The sequence below is a fragment of the Candidatus Chryseobacterium colombiense genome (assembly GCA_029203185.1).
Lineage (GTDB): Bacteria > Bacteroidota > Bacteroidia > Flavobacteriales > Weeksellaceae > Chryseobacterium > Chryseobacterium colombiense.
This window is the reverse complement of the sequence record CP119310.1, coordinates 1,974,072-1,991,790: the sequence shown is the minus strand read 5'-3', so window position 1 is coordinate 1,991,790 and position 17,719 is coordinate 1,974,072. Positions and strand designations below refer to the sequence as shown.

14 protein-coding genes are annotated in these 17,719 nt (G+C 35.3%); 6 read left to right on the top strand and 8 right to left on the bottom strand.

What is annotated here, in order from left to right; genetic code table 11:
- Positions 1-48 precede the first annotated feature (48 nt).
- Positions 49-1,299, top strand: coding sequence for a cation:dicarboxylase symporter family transporter (locus tag P0Y62_08810; GenBank protein ID WEK71654.1), 1,251 nt, complete (start codon positions 49-51; stop codon positions 1,297-1,299).
- A gap of 24 nt (positions 1,300-1,323) precedes the next feature.
- A complete protein-coding gene (locus P0Y62_08805) occupies positions 1,324-2,043 on the top strand; it encodes a phytanoyl-CoA dioxygenase family protein (protein WEK71787.1) in 720 nt (239 codons plus the stop codon).
- Positions 2,044-2,072: 29 nt separating this feature from the next.
- Here P0Y62_08805 and P0Y62_08800 read toward each other — a convergent pair whose 3' ends face one another.
- From P0Y62_08800 to P0Y62_08785, 4 genes are all read right to left on the bottom strand, one after another.
- The gene (locus P0Y62_08800; protein ID WEK71653.1) at positions 2,073-2,783 is read right to left on the bottom strand and encodes a LytTR family DNA-binding domain-containing protein; all 711 of its coding nucleotides are present in this window, start codon (positions 2,781-2,783) and stop codon (positions 2,073-2,075) included.
- Between the two features lie 2 nt (positions 2,784-2,785).
- Positions 2,786-3,514, bottom strand: a complete 729-nt coding sequence (locus tag P0Y62_08795; GenBank protein ID WEK71652.1) for a sensor histidine kinase — start codon at positions 3,512-3,514, stop codon at positions 2,786-2,788.
- 406 nt (positions 3,515-3,920) lie between these two features.
- Positions 3,921-4,223, bottom strand: coding sequence for a DUF4907 domain-containing protein (locus P0Y62_08790; GenBank protein WEK71651.1), 303 nt, complete (start codon positions 4,221-4,223; stop codon positions 3,921-3,923).
- Positions 4,216-5,196: a kelch repeat-containing protein gene (locus P0Y62_08785; protein ID WEK71650.1), complete on the bottom strand. Its 981-nt coding sequence runs from the start codon at positions 5,194-5,196 to the stop codon at positions 4,216-4,218. The genes P0Y62_08790 and P0Y62_08785 overlap by 8 nt, the downstream gene beginning before the upstream one ends.
- 227 nt (positions 5,197-5,423) lie before the next feature.
- Here P0Y62_08785 and P0Y62_08780 point away from each other — a divergent pair, with 227 nt between their 5' ends.
- A complete protein-coding gene (locus P0Y62_08780) occupies positions 5,424-6,764 on the top strand; it encodes a DUF4270 family protein (GenBank protein WEK71649.1) in 1,341 nt (446 codons plus the stop codon).
- A gap of 10 nt (positions 6,765-6,774) precedes the next feature.
- Positions 6,775-8,007, top strand: a complete 1,233-nt coding sequence (locus P0Y62_08775) for a hypothetical protein (protein ID WEK71648.1) — start codon at positions 6,775-6,777, stop codon at positions 8,005-8,007.
- A gap of 45 nt (positions 8,008-8,052) precedes the next feature.
- Here P0Y62_08775 and P0Y62_08770 read toward each other — a convergent pair whose 3' ends face one another.
- Positions 8,053-11,208 (bottom strand): AsmA-like C-terminal region-containing protein, encoded by a 3,156-nt coding sequence (locus P0Y62_08770; protein ID WEK71647.1) that lies wholly within the window; start codon positions 11,206-11,208, stop codon positions 8,053-8,055.
- A 236-nt stretch (positions 11,209-11,444) separates the two neighbouring features.
- Positions 11,445-14,246: a GH92 family glycosyl hydrolase gene (locus tag P0Y62_08765; GenBank protein ID WEK71646.1), complete on the bottom strand. Its 2,802-nt coding sequence runs from the start codon at positions 14,244-14,246 to the stop codon at positions 11,445-11,447.
- 129 nt (positions 14,247-14,375) lie between these two features.
- On the opposite strand from P0Y62_08765, the gene P0Y62_08760 reads away from it, so the two are divergent.
- On the top strand, positions 14,376-15,479 hold the full coding sequence (locus tag P0Y62_08760) for an Mrp/NBP35 family ATP-binding protein (protein WEK71645.1): 1,104 nt from the start codon (positions 14,376-14,378) through the stop codon (positions 15,477-15,479).
- Between the two features lie 18 nt (positions 15,480-15,497).
- Positions 15,498-15,746: a NifU family protein gene (locus P0Y62_08755; GenBank protein WEK71644.1), complete on the top strand. Its 249-nt coding sequence runs from the start codon at positions 15,498-15,500 to the stop codon at positions 15,744-15,746.
- A 114-nt stretch (positions 15,747-15,860) separates the two neighbouring features.
- Here P0Y62_08755 and P0Y62_08750 read toward each other — a convergent pair whose 3' ends face one another.
- Together P0Y62_08750 and P0Y62_08745 are read right to left on the bottom strand one after the other, a co-directional pair.
- A complete protein-coding gene (locus tag P0Y62_08750) occupies positions 15,861-17,009 on the bottom strand; it encodes a T9SS type A sorting domain-containing protein (GenBank protein ID WEK71643.1) in 1,149 nt (382 codons plus the stop codon).
- A 90-nt stretch (positions 17,010-17,099) separates the two neighbouring features.
- Entirely contained in the window at positions 17,100-17,699 is a 600-nt protein-coding gene (locus tag P0Y62_08745) for a Crp/Fnr family transcriptional regulator (GenBank protein WEK71642.1), read from the bottom strand.
- Between the last annotated feature and the right edge of the window lie 20 nt (positions 17,700-17,719).

Here is a 17,719-nt window from a genome sequence, read left to right as displayed (position 1 = left end):
CAGGTAAAAGTTTAAAAACATTATATTTGTGCAACTTGAATTATATATATGAAAGGACAAAATAAACTATTTTTTGCGATCATTATTGCCCTTATTTTAGGCGTAGGAATTGGAGGTTTCGTTCACTTACGTTATCCTGAAAGTGCAGAACCTTTTTCAAAAAACATAAAACTGCTGGGAACTGTTTTCATCAGATTGGTTCAGATGATTATTGCTCCGTTGGTTTTCTCTACACTTGTGGTAGGTATTGCTAAGATGAGCGATATTAAAATGATTGGAAGAGTAGGGACGAAAGCAATGTTATGGTTTATTTCTGCTTCTCTGGTTTCCCTTTTCATAGGCCTAGTTCTAGTGAATTGGTTAGAACCCGGACATGTAACTAAACTTCCTATACAGGATGTAGCTTCTGCGGAAGAATTGCTGAAAAGCAGCAAAGGTTTTTCTATGAAGGACTTTGTGGAACATGTGATTCCTAAAAGTATTTTTGAGGCTTTTGCGACAAACGAAGTACTTCAGATTGTGGTATTTTCCATTATGTTCGGGATTGCTTTGGCTAATCTGGGAGAAGAATATTCACAACCTGTGATCAAATTATTTGACATTATCGCCCATGGAATCCTTAAAATGGTAGGTTATATCATGTGGTTTGCCCCTCTTGGAGTTTTAGGTGCTATTGCCGCGGTTGTAGCTACCAATGGTTTTGAGATCTTTAAAGTATATGCGGTGTATCTGAGAGACTTTTTCTTTGCTTTAGGAGTTCTGTGGCTGGTTTTACTGTTAGCAGGATATCTGATTTTAGGAAACCGACTTTTTGATTTGTTGAAAAGAATAAAAGCTCCTTTGTTAATTGCATTTTCTACCACAAGTTCAGAAGCTGTTTTTCCAAAACTGGTAGAAGAATTAGAAAGATTCGGATGTAATAACAGAGTCGTTTCATTTATTTTACCTTTAGGATATTCGTTCAATCTGGATGGAAGTATGATGTATATGACATTTGCTTCGATTTTCATAGCGCAGATTTATGGGGTTGAAATGACGTTAGGACAGCAGATTACGATGCTTTTGGTATTGATGCTTACTTCAAAAGGAATTGCCGGGGTTCCGAGAGCTTCTTTGGTAATCATTGTAGCCACGTGTTCCATGTTTGGAATTCCACCGGAAGGAATTGCCCTTATTTTACCAATTGACCATTTCTGTGATATGGGAAGAAGTATGACCAATGTTTTAGGAAATGCATTGGCTACTTCGGCGGTTTCCAAATGGGAAGGCCAGCTTGAAAATCATGGCGGGGATATTTAATGAGTAATTTTCTGTAAGCTTGGCATTTTGAATTTACAACACTATAAACAAGATATTGCTGATAAAGGTTTTTCCGTTATCAGCAATATTTTTTCTGATGAAGAAATTGAACATATTTCCAACATTATTAATGATATTGATACTTCGAAAGAAACCTTCCGGAAATCTGAGGATCTTTTTGCCATCAGACAATTTTTAAAGGAAATTCCGGAAATAAAGAATCTGATTTTTAATGAAAATATTAAAAAAATCATCAAAGAGGTTTTTGGAGAGCAGTATTTTGTGGTAAAGAGCATCTATTTTGATAAACCGGAGAGATCGAACTGGTATGTGGCTTATCATCAGGATTTAACGATTTCTGTGGATAAGAAAACAGCATTGCCCAATTTCGGTCCCTGGACGACAAAGCAGAATCAGTTTGCTGTTCAGCCTCCGTTGGATATTTTGGAAAACATTTATACGATCAGGATTCACCTAGATGATACAGATGAGCATAATGGAGCATTAAAAGTGGTTCCCCGATCATACGCCAAAGGAATTTACCGGCCGGAAACTATTGACTGGAGCATAGAAACTGAACATATCTGTAATGTAGAGAGGGGAGGCGTGATGCTGATGAAGCCATTAACTCTTCACGGGTCTAACCGAACTACCAACGGAAAGAAAAGACGGGTAATTCATATAGAATTCTCTGACCGGGAACTTCCTGAAGAAATTCAATGGTCTGAAAAGGAAAGTATATGATAAACTTTTTTGTCTGAATTTTTAAATTCTTATTTATATTTTTCAATGGTTTTGTTGAGATAAGCCTTATATTTTTCACTTACAGGAATTCTTTCGTTTCCTATTAAAAGATTATTTTTTCCGATACTCTGCAAGTGACGAAGTGAAATAATATGGGAGTTGTGCACACGAATGAAGTTTTCGGAATCTATTTTTTCGGCAATAGATTTCATCGTTTGGTGGATGATCAGTTTTCGTGTTTCCGTGTAGATCAGGATGTAGTCTTTTAATGCGTTGATTCTTACAATTTCGCTTAAATTCAGTTTTACATCTTCATTATTGGAACGTACAAAGATGAAGGATTCTTTAAAGAGACTTTGGCTGTTTTTTTCCTGTAAAATCTTTGCATTATTCTGAAGATTATAACTTTTATAAACTGCCTTTAAAAATCTTTCGAAAGAGAATGGCTTCAGCAGATAATCAATAACGTCCATTTCAAAACCCTGAATGGCACAATCGTCATAAGCTGTTGTAATAATAACATTGGGGAGTTTATTAAAACTTTTCAAGAATTCTATCCCGGAAATATTCGGAAGATTAATATCCAGAAAAATCAGGTCTATACTTTCATCTTGTAAAACCTGGATTGTTTCCTGAATATCAAAGCAGTTTTTGACCAGATTCAGAAAAGGAATTCGTGAGATATACTCTTCAATAACGTGATGGGCAAGTTCTTCATCGTCCACAATAATGCAATTCATAGTTAATTCAGTTGAAGTTTTAAATTAATTTGATATTCTGAGCCGTTATCATTGATGTAAAGCTGATATTTTTCAGGATAGATCAGATCAAGCTTCATTTTTGTATTTTTTATTCCCATCTTATTGCTGTTGAAGATGTCGGGATTCTTTTTTTCATAAAAATTTTTGATGCTAAAGTTTAATATATCTTCTCTCATATGCACGGAGAGCTCCAAAGGTCCTTTTCTTATATCAGCATGTTTAAAGGCATTTTCTACAAATGTTAAAAGCAAAAGAGGTTCTATTTCGTGAGCTGTAAAATTTCCTTCAAATTCACAATGGATATTATCATATTTTTTAAAACGGATAGATTGTATTTCGATATACTTTTTAATATTATTGATTTCATCATCCAGATTATTTTTCTGTCTGTTTTTGGTACTCAGTACATAACGCATAATATCGGATAAAATAAGAATAACTCTCGGTGTTTCCTTGGATTGTGCTATGGAGAGAGAATAAATACTATTTAAAGCATTAAAAAAGAAATGGGGATTAATCTGCTCACGAAGAATTTTCAGTTCACTGGATTGTCTCTCAAACTCTAATTCCTTTATTTTTTTTCCGTTTTCTGTCCACTTATCCACAAAGAAAAGCATAGTACTGAAAGTGATTGAAAATAGTCCTATTTTGAAAAAAATATCATGAAAATTAAGATCGTGATTAAACCTCATCATTCTTCCTGGTCTCATAAAATTTCCGGGCGGAGGAAAATGTGGCGGTTGTCGCAAAGGGGGAAAAAAAGCCATCATTAAGCCTATATATACTGCAACAAAAGAGATGGTGATAATAAGTATGGTATTAGGCTTTTGTTTGATAAGAAAGGGTAAAAAGATCCCATAATTAATATAGAACAGAATAAAAAAGACCAGGAAAATTTTTAAATTAATAAATAATAGAAAACTTCCGAATACGGCATAGTCCATACAGAGTTTAAAGAGGATGAGAAGAATCCACAATACCCAATGATAGATATATACGGTTCGGATAGTTTTAAAAAATGCCGTCATAAGTGAGGTGTGTTATAAGCTTAGCTTGGTGAGCACAAAATTCCTTCAATAGAAATTGAAGGAATCCATTGTTTTACAAAAAATAGAATTAGTACGTAATATTCATAGAGTCCAATTCTTGTACGGAAACTCTCGGTAAAGAAAGTTTTCCTATTTTACTCACTACAAGATCAGCTGTTTTATGAGCTTCTGTACTATTTTTAAAAGGCTGTTGCTTGTTTATTGCGGGAATATATGGCTGATTGATAAGAATCTTCTTCTTTTTAATGATCTGATAACCATATCCTGCATCCTGTTGGGTAATTTTAATTTCAAAATCACCGCTTTTTTTCTTACAGCCAACCATAATAATTCCCGAAACAAAAAGGAACTTCCCAAATCTTTTAATCATTGTCGTTTTGACTTTCGTTTGGATGAAATACCCAGATGTCATCAAAATAAGATGAACCACTGTTTCCCGTAAGTACATATCCGTAATTACCTATTGAAAATGAACATGCACTTTCTCTGGCAGAACCTTCAAAACCTGTTCTTTCTGTCCAGTCATTCGTAGCAGGGTTATATTCCCATGTTGTCTTGACCACTCCACCGGTAGATCCGGTAGAAACATACCCTAAACCTCCGGCTGCAAAAGCTGCTGTGGAAGCACGGTTCTGAGAATCATCATCATTACTGGTATCTACTTTTCTTGTCCATGCTTCCGTGTTAGGATCAAATGCCCAGAAATCCGATACCAGACTTCCGTTATTGGTTCCAAATCCTACATAAGCCGTATTGTTAATTACAAAAACAGCCCCGTCTCTTCTTTTTGAACCTCCTAAGCTTGTAATGGTGCTCCATGTTGCAGTAGACTCGTCATATTTGTAAAAATCTTTCAATTCGCTTCCGTCATATCCTGTTCCTACATATCCTTTATCATTGATTCCGAAAGCCAATGCAGCATATCTTTCTGTGCCCGGGAAATTGGCAATCTGACTCCAGGTATTGGACGAAGGATCGTATTTATAAAAGTCTTTCAGTTTATTCAATCCGTCGTATCCTGTTCCTACATATCCGTAAGAATTGGTGGCAAAACCTACTGCAGAACTTCTTTTAGAACCCGGAAAGTCTGCTTTTTGCGTCCATGCATTCAGAGAGGGGTCATAGCTCCATAAATCATTATAATAATATTCCCCATCATATCCTCCGGTGATATATCCTTTTCCATTCACTACAAAAGCAGATGCATTAGATCGAGGTTTACCATCAAGATCAGATACTCTTACCCAGTTTCCCATTAGTTCTTCGTCATCATCATTTTTACAGCTTGTTACTAATAATGTTCCTACCATAGTAAGAGCGAAGATTGAAAGTTTACGATTCATTATTCATTCTTTTTGATGCAAAAAAATTTCATTTTATAGTATTTTGAAAATTTTTTAGACGAACGTGTGTTTTTTGTAGGCAAACGGCTGTTTTTTTTAGATAAATATTGTATTGATTTTAAATGTATTAAATATCGACATAGACTTTGCGATGGTCTACAACTCACGATGAAAGGGATAAAAAATTTTACGCTCATACTTGTTCATTATATGTTTGCGGAAAAAAAATGTACAAATACCTTTTATTGTGTATTTCAATGTTGTGCCTTTTTTCTTGTGAAGATGAGAGCAATACATATGAAGTAGGAAGTTCCTGGACAAGCGCCCAGTCTAAAATGGTCATGATTGACACTCTTACGATGAAAATGTCTACCATAATGATGGATTCTGTGGTTACTTCAGGAAAAAGCGTGATGATGATGGGAAATATAAAAGATCAGACATTTGGTAGGGTAACTTCTTCTTCTCTTTTTGAACTTACCCCTTCCAGCTATAAACTTACCTCTCCCTCTTCTGCGGTTTATGATTCTATAGTACTTTATCTTACCAATACCAACTTTTATTATGGGGATACCCTGAAAAGTTTTAAGCTCAATGCTTATCCTTTGCAGGACAGAATAAAACTGAACAATGGATATCTTTATAATAAAAGCAACTTTAATTATTCTTCAAGTTCTGTGGGAAGCGCGGAGTTTTATCCAAGACCTGGAACTGACAGCAGCCATGTAAAAATGCGTTTGGATCAGTCTTATGGACTGAGTATTTTCAATACGCTTAAAAATAGTGATGTGACGACTCAGGAAAATTTCCTGAACTTTTTTAAGGGACTTGCGCTGGTTCCTTCCAGCGATAATAATGCTATGATGCGTTTTGGTATCAATAGTTCATATCAGGTTCAGATTAATAAGAGCACTAAGGAAAAAGTGTCAAATGTAGTTAGGCTTTATTACCATACGACCTCACAAAACGGTACGGAATTATTAAAATATACATTGGATCTTGCGCCGAGTACTAGCTATAGTTATAACAAAATAGGGCATGATTTTTCGGGTTCCGAACTAGCCAATCTTACTCCTAAAAACCCGATATCCTCTGAGAGTTTAGGAAATAAAACATATCTCATGGCAGGAATTGGTGTATATACCAAAGTTGAGATTCCTTATCTCAAATCGTTGAAAAACATATTTCAAAATTATAAGCTTATCGATGCAACGCTTTCACTAAGTCCGGTTGCAGGATACTATTCTAACAATTTTTATAATCCGAGTGCATTGTATTATTATTGGGGGGATAAGCTGAATCATGTAGTGGGAGCATATACACAAAGTGACGGATCAGAAATCACTGCAGGTTTGTCGGATACCAGTGAGTTTCAGAATGAACATTCTTACAATCTTTCTTTTAAAACGTATATAAATACAATTTTATCAGAATCGGCGGATTCCAATCATAATACGCTGATTTACCCCTCTTCTTATACAGATGTTTTAGCCGGAAAAGCCGTATTGGGAGATCAAAAAAATAAAACGAATCCTGCTAAGCTGAAGGTGTATATGTTAGGATATTAATTAAAAATTTATGAAGAAGAAAACAATCATCGTCACTGTACTTTTTGCGAGTGTAGGAACTCAGAAACTAGCTGCTCAAAATTCATCTCCGTATTCGTATTTTGGAATAGGAATGTTTAACAATGTAGATAATGCCAGAAATATAGCTTTGGGAAATACGGGGATTGCTTTAGATGCGCCTGATTATATTAATTCTAAAAATCCGGCAGCGATGACAAGTATTTCTACAAAAAATGTAGTTTTTGATGTTAGTGGCGTAATGAAATATAATACGATTTCCAGTAATTTAGGAACAGACAAAAGGCTGAGTTCCAATTTTACAAACTTCGGGGCTGCCTTAAGGATTTCTAAAAATGCTTTTGTTGGACTGAGTATGCAGCCTACAACTTCTGCCGATTATAAAATTTCGTCTACCATTCCCATCGAGGGAACAGCTGGCGAATATCCTATCACTTATGAAGGAAGTGGGGGGATTTCAAACTGGGGAGCCAGTTTTGGATATAAAGTAAATGATAACTGGAGTTTCGGGGGGAAAGTAAAAAACAATTTCGGAACTATTATCCGTAAAGAAACCATTGCAACAACTTCTGAAGTAGAGATAAGCAGAGATATACGGTATACTGGTTTTAGCTATGGATTGGGAACTCAGTTTAAGAAGGAGTTTACGGATAGTGGCCTTCAGCTCAATTTGGGAGGAGTTGTAAATTTCAAAAGTAAGCTGGTTGCCAAAGGAGAGGTTGCCTATACTGAGAATAGAGACTATACCAATACAGTTACCTCAAAACTCTCATCAAAAGATACTTCTCTGCCTTTCGAAATGGGGGCAGGAATCAGTATCCTGAAAAATGACAGATACCGTGCAAGTTTCGACTTTATGCAGAGTCACTGGGATAAAGTGACCAATTCCGTAACCTCTGAAAAATATTACCGACAAAATACCTATGGATTAGGGTTTGAAATTCTTCCAGAAAGAAAACGTATTCAGTCGATATCAGAAGCATTTATCTATCGTTTCGGACTTAATTATGATACCGGATATTATAAAATCAACAATTCCAAAATAGACAAAATGGAAGCCACGGTAGGATTGGGAATTCCATTTAATAAAATCATTCTGAATGTAAATTACGGATATGGAATTCATGGCGTTCAGAAAAATATTCCGATACGGGAGAATTATCATATGCTCAATCTGAGTATTAATTTCTTAGATACTTGGTTTACAAAAAGATACCTTGATTAAATTAGTATTTGTGAAAAGAAACCTCATCATTTTGATGAGGTTTCTTTATAACTTTGGTTTAGAATCTGTTTTTTCTGCTTCCGCTTTTTTAGCAGCTTCCTCTTCTAGAGATTTTTGGTAATCTTTGTAGTCATCATCATCAGTTTCATTCAGGTCTTCTTTCTGATACTTTCCTGTTTCTACCTTAAACGTGTCTGAAGGTCCTGTGATTTTAATCGGAATACCAATAATTCCGAAAGGAGGAAGTCCCAAACGCATTCCCAAATTGATATAACCATCAAGACTTACCTGTCCTTCGATTCTAGGTCGGAATCCTGCAATTTTAAATTTCGTTCTTTCAATGGTGATCACATTGTCTTTAATACTTGTTTTAATGTTGACCTTACTCACTTTAGCATCGTGCAGTGCATCGGTTGAGGTTTTTTCAGCAACAGAATTAAATACTTTAAAGCCATGAAACTGAATATCCTCCAGAGTTAAAACTCCTTCTCCTTTTATCGTCTTCAGTCTGGGAAAGAAATCAGCCCCTAAATCACCTTCCAGATGATAATCCATAGAAACTTTTCCATATGCTTTTTCGGCAGCAGAAACCATTTCTCTGAACAGGGTAACCTCTTTGTATGCTCTCTGAATATCAAAATTTTTAGCTTTCATGTTGATACCGAACTTTGCTTTTTTAGCATTAACAGGAAAGTAAGTTCCATTGGCATTGAATGTAGAACCAATCATTCCGAATTCAGTTTCATTTAGGGCCAGATTGCCGTTTTTTAAAGCTAAATTTCCTTTGAAATTATTGAGTTTAATATCTTTAAATAAAATTTCATTGGCATTTCCATTGAGGGTAATATCCAGATTTTTGGGAAGTAATACAACGCCTTCTTCCGCAGTAGCTGAATTGGAAGGAGTTCCTGAATTATACGCCATAAAATCATCAACATTAACTTTTTTTGAAGTAAAATTGATATTTCCGGTTAAATTCTGGTCTTTCAGGATATAATTAATGTAATTCGAAACATTTCCGTTAAAGACAAATACATTTTTTTTGTAACGGGCTTTTACCTCTTCAAATGTCAGCTGGCTTCCATTAAGTTTAAATAAACCTTCTTGTACTGTAAAATCGCTTGGAAAAAATTTGGAATGGATGGTAATGTTCTCAATTTTTACAAAGCCTCTGTTCTGAATGTTGTCCAGAGCAGCTCCGTTCTGACCTTTTAATCCAACATCCGTGGAGACAACGCCGTTGATGTCTAAACCTTCAATAGGGAAGAGTTTGTATAAATCCCCAAGATTGAGCTGTCCTTTAGAATGTAGTCTGTAATCCAGATTATTAAGGTTTTTCAGATTAGCTTTTACCGTAAAAGGTTTCCCAGCCAATGTAAATGAAATGGGAAGGACACTAATATCCAAATCACTGAAAGAGCCCCTCCCGCTTTTTACATGGGTTTCTACATTGATGTTTTCTAAAGGGAGTTCAGGGTAGCTGTCGAACTTTATAAAACCATTTTTCAGGGATAAAGTACTATTGCTTACAGGAACTCTTTTATATTTGGGTTCATAAGTTCCGACTGCTTTCGATTTTACAAAAAGGTCGCCGCGAAGATCAATACCTTTTACAGGATAAATTTTGTAAATATCCTGAAGATGGATTTTCGCGGTAAAATCTGCATCAATAGGATATTTGTCCAGATTCTTTACTTCAATTTTTCCTTGTGCGTAGTTATCTAAAGCCTTAGCATCAATATGATGAATTAAAACCGCTGTATTTTTAAAATTACCGTCCATATTGTGAACCGTCATATCCAAATTGATATGATCCAAAGCAGCAGGCATTTCTCTCATTTTGAAATGTCCGTTTTTCAGATCAGCTTTTACATCGAATAAAGGAACTTTCTGTAACGCTTTTTTAGTATTCATAGAGAGAAAACCTTTCCAGTTTCCGTTTAGTTTAAGGTTTCCTTTCGCATCAATTTTTTTATATCCGATAGCATTTTTTAAGGCTTCCAGGTTAATGTTTGAGTCTATTGTTCCCTCAGAAAACATCGAAGGACCGTTCTCAAAAACAAAATTGGTTCTGGTATAACCGTTTAATAAACTGAAATCAAGTTCGTTTACTTTTACTTTCAGCCGATTAGGATCTAAAGCCGGAATATCGATGAAAGAAGTTAAACTTAAGTTATTGATAGGTGAAGAAGATTTCTGATAATTAAAAAATCCATTATTAATATTTGTTTCTATATGGATATCAGGACTTTGTTTCTTCGATGCATTCAAAATACCTTTCATGGTAAACAGGAGATCGGTTTTACCTTTCATTTCAACCTGTTTTGCATATTCCTGATAAGCTTCCGGAATGATGGCAGGAATGGCTTTTAGATCGGCATTTTTAGTGGTGATTTTTAAATCATATATCTGCTGTTCGCTAGGCATTTTCAGGCTTCCTTGGAGATTGAACGGAAATTCGCCCAAAATCAACGGATTATCTGTAAAATAAAAACCTAGCTGATCAACATTGATCTTTGTATTGATTTTTCCCTTTAAAGGTAAATTTTTAACCCAGGTATCCTTATCCAATTTGAAAAGGGTGTTCTTAATTTCCGTTTTTGCGTTTAGGCTCAGGATATCTTTTGTTAGATCGATCAGACCGTCATATTCTAAATGATCTAATTTTAAATAAGTTTTACTTACCTGGTCATCATAAATAAAATTGGAATTGGAAATTTTGAAGTTTTTTAAAGCTAAAGCCAGTTGAGAATCATTTTTCTCTTTTGATTCTTCTTCAGATATCAGAATATCAAAATTGTTTTTTCCTGAGCGGTCAATTTTCATTCTGATGTTTGCATTTTCAATGTAAAGGGTATTGAAAATAATTTTTTCATCGAAAAGACTAGTGATATCCACTCCTAAACCAATTTCTTTAGCATCAATCAGGTTTTCTGACTGAAATGGACTATTTCCCTTCACCGAAGAATGAGTAAGAGTAACCGTAAGATTAGGAAAATGGGTGAAGAAAGAAATGTCTAAATCCTTGAAATCTACCTTTGTTTTTATATAACTCTTTGAAACTTCTTTTATACCATTATTGATGGTGTCCTTGAAAAAATAAGGAGTTACGAACAGAACCAATACAAGACTGCCTAAACTGATTCCGGAGATTTTTAGAATTTTGGATAAACGCGAGACTTTTGTTTTTTCCTTCTTCATAGTGTCTTTAATATCAATCTACAAAAATAACTGATAAAGAAGAGGAAAAAGAATTTTTTCGACTAACATCCATCATTTATAGATAAATTTATGAATTTTCAGAAAAAAAAGCTACTGTAAATTTATTTTTTTAATTAGAAAAAATCTTGATTTTAGATTTAAATGATTAGTAATTACGAATAAAAAAACGCTCCGAAAGATTCCGAAGCGTTTTTTTATTATTTAACTGCAAAAAATTATTTTACAGAAATTTCATCTATAAAAATATAAGCATCTCCGCCGGCTCCCTGATGCCACTCCGGAAGTTTCCCGAAATGATAAGCTTTTATTTTGATATAACGGGCCTGTGTCGGAAGAATTTCAGCTGTGAAATCTTTTTTCTGGACCGTTTCGTCTTTCGGATCAAGCGTATTGTCAACTGTTTTTAATAAAATGAAATCTTTTCCGTTATTGGAAGCGTAATATTCTACTTTTTTCGGCATTAAAATCCATGCTCTGCTGTCCTGAAGATATGATGAAGACAGTTGGGTGATCTGTTGAGGAGATTTCATATCGATAATTGCTTCAAAAGTCTGCCCCTGATAACCCAGCCATTCCCCTTTTCTCCAGTTTGTATCCCCTAAAATCCCGTCGATTAAAGACAGTTTTCCACTTGCAGTGTATTGCGGGGTGGGTGTAGAATTTACAGTGATGTCCCAATTATTCGGTCTTCTGTTGAAGTTGGCCGTTACGATTGAGCTTTTCTCACCTTTTCTTTCTGCATATGCTGAAACCTGAGTTGTTTTTGTAATGGTAAAGGGACCGCTGTATGCTTTGAAAGTCTTTCTTACATTTGCATCACCTTCATCCAATGTCATGTAATAAATTTTATCATTCGGATTCAAAGCAGTGATTTCTACTTTTGTGTTTAAATCAAAAATCCTTGCTGCAGCGATAACAGGTGTTGCTGTTAACTCATCATATTTGAAATCTTTAAACGATTTTGCGTTTTCAAAGCCTAATTTTTTAAGCTCGTCTTTGCTTGTGTTTTTGGTGATGGTTCTTGTCGTTCCGTCTTCCAGATGGATCTTAACCTCATCAAAATAAGGTGTTGTTGTTTGCCATTCGGGTAATCCGGGAGTTACGGCATAAATTCCCATTGCGCTCAAAATATACCAGGCACTCATTTGTCCGCAATCTTCATTTCCGATCAATCCGTCCGGAGCATTTTTATAATAATTATCAAGGATATATTTGATTTTTGCATCTGTTTTTTCAGGCTTTCCTACGTAATTATAAAGGTAAGCAATGTGGTGGCTCGGCTCATTTCCCTGAGCATATTGTCCGATCAACCCTGTTATATCTACTTGCTCTCTACCTGTCGTTTTATCCGGAGCAGAGAAAATACCATCGATGAACTGTTCAAATTTTTCTTTTCCTCCGTGTGCCGCAATTAATCCGGGGATATCCTGCTGAACAGAGAAGGAATAATGCCATGAATTTCCTTCCGTATAGTTATTATTCACCTCTCTCGGTTCGAATGGTTCATACCAGTTTCCGTTCTTTCTGGGCTGCATAAATCCGTTTTTTGGATTGTACAGGTTTTTCCAGTTTTGAGAACGTTTCATGAAATATTGGTAATCGTCTTTTTTACCTAAAATTTTAGCCATTTGTGCGATACACCAGTCATCATAAGCATATTCAACTGTTTTTGAAACACTTTCGTGTTCATCATCAATAGCAATATAATTGTTTTGTTTATAAGCATTTAATCCAAAAATATCCAGCATCGCAGAGTTTTTTGAAGCCTGAAATGCCTTTTCATAATCAAAACCGGTGATTCCTTTTGCCATCGCATCAGCAATTACAGAAACGGCATGATAACCGATCATACATTCGGTTTCATTGGAAGCCAGCTCCCAAACCGGAAGTTTCCCGCCCTGTTCATATTGTTTAATAAAGGTATTGATGAAGTCTGCTGTTCTTTTTCTCTCGATTAACGTCATAAGAGGATGTGCTCCTCTGAAGGTATCCCAAAGCGAAAAAACAGTATAGTAGTCAAAATCTTTAGCATAATAGAACTTATTGTCTCTGCCTCTGTACTTTCCGTCAACATCCATATTGATGTTAGGTTGTGTGAAAACGTGGTACATGGCTGTGTAGAAAACAGAAAGTTTATCCTTGTCAGAAGATGTAACCTCAATTTTTGATAACTCTTTATCCCAATCTGCTACTGCCTGTTTTTGAATGGCTGCAAAGTCATTGGATTTCCCCTCTGCCAACATATTTTTTTCTGCACCTTCGTATCCTGTTGGAGAAATTGAAACCTTTAAGCTAATTTTTTCTCCTTTTTTTACTGAAGTTGAAAATGCTAAAGCGAGTTCAGTTCCTGAATAAAGGTTGTTTTCGTTTTTTCCATTAGCTTCTTTTTTAGTGATTTGCATAGGCTTAGAAAACTCAATTCGGGCATAGATATACTGATTGGTTGCCCAGGCTTCACTTCTCCTGAAAACCTCGATCGTTTTATTGTCTATAATTTTTACTTCGCCTTCAAGAAGTTTGTCTCTATGGTTTAAGTCTAAAATGATATTGGCATTTCCGGCATTGTTGAATGTATATTCGTGGTAACCAACTCTTTTTGTAGTGGTTAATCGGACATCAATATTATTCTTATCTAATTTAACAGCGTAAAATCCTGCCGAAGCTTTTTCGTTTTTATGAGAGAATTTGGATGAATAATCTTTGCTGTCCAGACTTGGTTTTCCCATAGTAGGCATCAGCATAATGTCTCCGTAATCGGAAACTCCGGTTCCGTTCAGGTGGGTATGAGAAAATCCATAGATCACAGAATCTGAGTAGTGATAACCGCTGCATCCGTCCCAGCTTCCGTCAATTCGCGTATCAGGGGAAAGCTGTACCATTCCGAAGGGAACTATAGCTCCCGGAAAAGTATGTCCGTGACCGCCCGTTCCTATGAAGGGATTTACATATTGCGAATAATTTTGAGCAAACAAATTATGGGCTGCCAATCCTAAAAGAACGAATATTATTTTTTTCATTGCATTTTAAAATTAAAATCGCCCTAAAGTACTACAAAATTTCGTTCTGCAAAAGAATTTATCTATCAGTAAGTTTACTTATTCTAAATAGGTAAAATTTCCGTAAATTTGTAGACAATTTATTTTTTTATGTTGACTAAAGAAAAGGTACAAAATTTCCTTAAAGAGATAGAAGTAGATGACCTGGTGAATAATCTGCAAATCATGGGGACAGAAGTATATATTGATATGACTGCCCATTCACCGGCAATGCACGAAAAAAAGAAACTGGAAGCAGCGATGAAGCAGGCTTTTGCCAGTGAATTCGGAGAAGAGATTAATTTAAAACTTAAGATAGTTTCACCGGAACCAAGCGAAATTCAACAAAGCCAGATCAAAGGAAAGCAGATTCCTGGGATTAAAAATATTATCGCTATTGCATCAGGTAAAGGTGGAGTAGGAAAGTCTACGGTTTCTGCCAATATCGCAGTCACTTTGGCTAAAATGGGCTTTAAAGTGGGACTTTTAGATGCAGATATCTATGGGCCTTCAGTTCCTACGATGTTCGATACAGAAGGAGAAAAACCGGTTACGGTAGAAGTGGACGGCAGAAGTTTGATGAAGCCTATTGAAAATTACGGAGTAAAAATGCTTTCGATCGGATATTTTTCAGGAGCCAATCAGGCAGTTGTTTGGAGAGGTCCGATGGCTTCAAAAGCTTTGAACCAGATGATCAGAGATGCAGCATGGGGGGAGCTTGACTTTTTATTGATCGACCTTCCTCCGGGAACGGGAGATATTCATTTATCCATTATTCAGGAAGTTCCGGTAACAGGAGCGGTAATCGTAAGTACTCCTCAACATGTTGCTTTGGCAGACGTTAGAAAAGGAATTGCGATGTTCCAGATGGAAAGTATCAATATTCCGGTACTAGGTTTAGTTGAAAATATGGCTTATTTTACTCCGGAAGAATTACCTGAGAATAAATATTATATCTTTGGAAACCAGGGAGCACAATATTTAGCGGATGATTTGGGAATTCCTGTATTAGGGGAAATTCCTTTGATCCAGAGTATCAGAGAAGCGGGAGATGTAGGAAGACCAGCGGCGTTACAGGAAAATTCTAAAATTTCTGATATCTATACAGGAACTGTACAGAAAATGATTGAAAGCCTTGTAGAAAGAAATAAAAACCTTCCTCCGACTGAGGCAGTGAAAATTACAACAATGGCGGGTTGCTCACCAAAAAAATAAAGAAAACCAAACCCAAATATGGAGATAAATACAACACACGAAGAGACTGTGACGAGAGTAATGGAAGCGTTGGAAAGCATTCGTCCGTTTCTTAATAAGGACGGAGGAGATATTGAGCTGATCGATGTAAAGGAAAGTACAGTATTTGTAAAACTTTTAGGAAACTGCTCAGGGTGTTCTCTTAATTTCTCAACGTTGAAATTAGGCGTTGAAAATACCATTAAACAACATGCTCCTGAAATTGATAAGGTAGTGAATGTAGAGTAAAAAATAAAACGATATATTTTTTAAGACAGGCTTTTGGGTCTGTCTTTTTTTGTGTTCTATTTCAAACAAAAAGCCTCAGAATTTTCCGAGGCTTTAATTGAATAAAATTATGAGTTACTGAAGTACAATTATTTTTTTTGTAGTAGTAGAACCATTGGCTTTAAGAGATAAAATATATGTTCCATTTTTAATGCCTACTGAATTTAAATTAAGCCTATATTGCTGATTCACTATTTTAGGTTTTTCCGTCCAGACAGATCTGCCTGCTGCATCATATATACTTAATTCAGCATCAGAATAATCCTTAGGAAAGCTTATAGTGATATAATTTTTTGCAGGAATCGGAGAAACCGAGAAACTGATTTCCTGTTTTGAATTTGAAACGGCTAATAAATTACTGTTTTGATTAAAAAATTCCCAAATTTTCTGTGTATAGGATATGTCGTTTTGTGAAGTAAGCCAGACGTGATCCGCATTATTGACTTTATATAATTCAATTACAGAATTATTATTGAGACTTGTATATTTATAGTGATCCACGGTGTAGCCGTCATTTGCTGTATCAGGAAGTAATGTGTGGACAGGAGTAGCAACGGATTGATTATTAGTTTTCCAGTAATTTATCATCTGATCAACAGAATTTCCAAAATTATTGTTGGTATATCCAATAGTGGCATCACTTGTACCATGAAAGTGTGCGATGGATACTGGTCGTCCAGGAGCTCCTGCTGCGACAGGAAGTATACCATTTCCAAAAGTTCCAGCTACAGAAGCGAATAATTTTATTTTATTATTTAAAGATATTGCTAAACGTTCCGTCATAAATCCGCCCATAGAAAATCCGCAGGCAAAAACTTTGTTAGCATTAATGCTGTAATCTTGTTTTACTTTATCGATTAAGGCACTTATAAACCCAATATCATCAACGTTCGCATTGGGTGTATAAAAAGTATAACCGGCTCCTGAATTCCATGCGGTTCCTGATAAAGGATCAGTGAGTGCTTGAGGACAAACGATGATAACATTATTGGTTTCAGCAATACTACTAAAGCCGATATTTCTGAAATTATACATCGTGTCTCCTAATCCGTGCAACGTTAAAATTAATGATGCCGGATTTTGTGCATTGTAATTGGACGGAATATAAATAGAATATTCTCTAAGTCCTGAAGAGTGTTGTAATGTTGCCGTTTGCCATTGTTGGCTCAGTAAAAAATTTGAAAAGAATAATAATAAAGAGAAATAAATTGACTTCTGTTTCATAGCTTTTTTTTCAAAGATATTAACAGGCCTCAACTAATCAATTTGATAAAAATCAAATCATAGAATAAATATTTTGATATTGATCAAATACTATTTTCTTGATCTGATTCTGCTTAAGGTTTCGAGAGTTATTCCTAAAAAAGAAGCGATCATTCCTAAAGTAAGCAACTCGTTTGCTCTGGGATGAGATTTGATAAAATCTTCATATCTCTCCTCAGCAGTCTGAAACAGCATCCTATCAATCCTGTTTTGGGTCATCACCAATACGCTACTCATGATCATTCTATATAAATATTGAATATCAGGATGTTTATTGGCTAATTCTTCTAAGTCTTTATAGCTTAATTTCCAGAGTATGCAATTGTCTAAAAGCTCAATTCCCCTTTTGTCTGGTTTTTGTTTGATGAAACTGATAATTGATAATAAGAGTGTTTCTTCCCCTCGAAATCCGTCCGTAATATCTTTTTCATCCTTATAATAAAAAATTCTTGCCGCTCCTTTTTCTATGAAATAAATATGTTGGCAAGTATGACCGGGTTTTAATAATAAAGTGTTTTTAGGAAATTCTTCTTTCTTTAATTTCATAAAGACCGCCATCATACTTTCTAATGAAAGATTAACCAGCGAAGTATTTTCTTCATCAATCATAGAACTGATGTATGAATTTATGGCATTGAAAATATTTAACATAGAAAGAGCTTTGTTTATTT